Genomic DNA, 1,668 nt, shown 5'->3' on the forward strand with positions numbered 1-1,668 from the left:
GCGGAGGCGCTCGCCGCCGGGCGGGTGGCCTTCGACCTGGACGGCGCCTCCTTCCCCGAGGCCGTGGAGAGGCTGCTGGCCGGCGAGCTCGCGGACCGGCCCGCGCTGATGCGCCGCGTGGCCGCCGATCTGGCGCGCACAGCGGAGGAGGCGTCGTCCGAGCCGGCCCCGGGGGTGGTGTTCACGGCGCACGTTACCGAGGAGATCCGCGAGCCCCTGCTCTTCCTGGGGATCGCGGGAGAGGGGATCCCGGTGCCGGGCGCCTCGGCGCCCGCCCGCCTCCTCTTCCTCCTCCTCCTCCCGCCGCGCTGCGCCCACGAGCGCCTCCGCTACCTGTCCGAGGTGGCGCGGCTGGTGCGAACGGAGGAGCGCAGGGAGCAGCTGTGCCGGTGCCGCACCCCGGACACGCTCTTCGACTGGTTCCGCCCGGACCCCGCCCCCGGCGCGCCGGAGGAGGCGGAGCCCCCGCGGACCCCGGACGAGGCCGCCGGGGTGGAGCCGGCGCCGGTGTGAGCCGCGGTCCAACGTACCCCGGAGGGAGAATGAAGCACGTGGTGCTGCTGGGAGACTCGGTGTTCGACAACGCGGCGTACGTCCGCGGCGGGCCGGACGTGGTGGCGCAGCTCCGCGAGCGCCTCCCGGAGGGGTGGCGGGCGACGCTCGCGGCGGTCGACGGTGCGGTGACCGGCCACGTGGAGGGGCAGCTCCGGCGCGTCCCGGAGGACGCCGGCTTCCTGGTGGTGAGCGCCGGGGGGAACGACGCCCTGGCCCACGTGGACATCCTGGGCCGCGGGACGCGCTCCATGGCGGAGGCGCTGGAGCTGCTGGCCGGGATCGCCGGGAGCTTCGAGGAGCGCTACCGGGCCATGGTGCGCTCCGTGCTGGCGGCCGGGCTCCCCGCCGCGCTCTGCACCGTGTACTACCCCCGCTTCCCCGACCGGCAGGAGCAGCGGCTGGCCGTCACCGCGCTCACCGTGTTCAACGACGCCATCCTGCGCGCCGCCTTCGAGGCCGGGCTCCCGGTGCTGGACCTCCGGCTGATCTGCGACGAGGACGCCGACTACGCCAACCCCATCGAGCCCTCCGCGCAGGGGGGCGCCAAGATCGCCGGGGCGGTGGCGCGGCTGGTGGCGGAGCACGACTTCGGCCGCGGCCGCACCGGGGTGTTCACGCGGTGAGCCTCGCGGCACGGCGGGTGCGTACACCGTCTCCGGCTGCGGCCACCCCGAACCGGAGCAGAGAGCGTTGCGCGAACTTCCCCTCGTACGGATCGGCCTGGGACTGATGGCCGTGATCGCCCTGATCGCCCTTGCCGTGAACCTCGGCGAGCGGGGCGGGGGCTCCGCCGCGCCCCCGACCGCCGCCGCGAGCCCCGCGGACCCGCCGGCCGACGCCGACGTGGCGGAGCACTGGCGCGCGCTGGCCCCCACCCTGGTGCTGGTGGACAGCGCCATCGCCATCCGCGACCCGGAGCGGCGCGCCGAGGCGCTCAAGGCCGCCGAGGACCTGCTGGAGCGCGCCGAGGAGCGCGCCCCCGGGGCGGGCGAGCTGGAGGGGAGCCCGCGCCGGGAGTATCGGCGGGCGCTGGAGCGGCTCCGCGACGCGGCCGACATGGCGGAGGAGCCCGGCGCCGGCCCGGAGGCGGTCCGCGAGGTGGCGGACGCCCGC

Annotated in this window: 3 protein-coding genes; all 3 read left to right on the forward strand. The window is 77.2% G+C overall.

The genetic code is table 11. The annotated features are described in order from the left end of the window. Nucleotides 1-513: PTS sugar transporter subunit IIA (locus tag VGR37_14035; GenBank protein ID HEV2148518.1), on the forward strand; the 513-nt coding region annotated here is incomplete at its 5' end. 29 nt (nucleotides 514-542) lie between these two features. Beyond that, complete coding sequence (locus VGR37_14040) at nucleotides 543-1,178, forward strand: SGNH/GDSL hydrolase family protein (protein ID HEV2148519.1); 636 nt, start codon at nucleotides 543-545, stop codon at nucleotides 1,176-1,178. A gap of 67 nt (nucleotides 1,179-1,245) precedes the next feature. Further along, a partial coding sequence (locus tag VGR37_14045) for a hypothetical protein (GenBank protein HEV2148520.1) occupies nucleotides 1,246-1,668 on the forward strand: 423 nt, incomplete at its 3' end.

This window comes from Longimicrobiaceae bacterium (assembly GCA_035936415.1).
Lineage (GTDB): Bacteria > Gemmatimonadota > Gemmatimonadetes > Longimicrobiales > Longimicrobiaceae > JAFAYN01.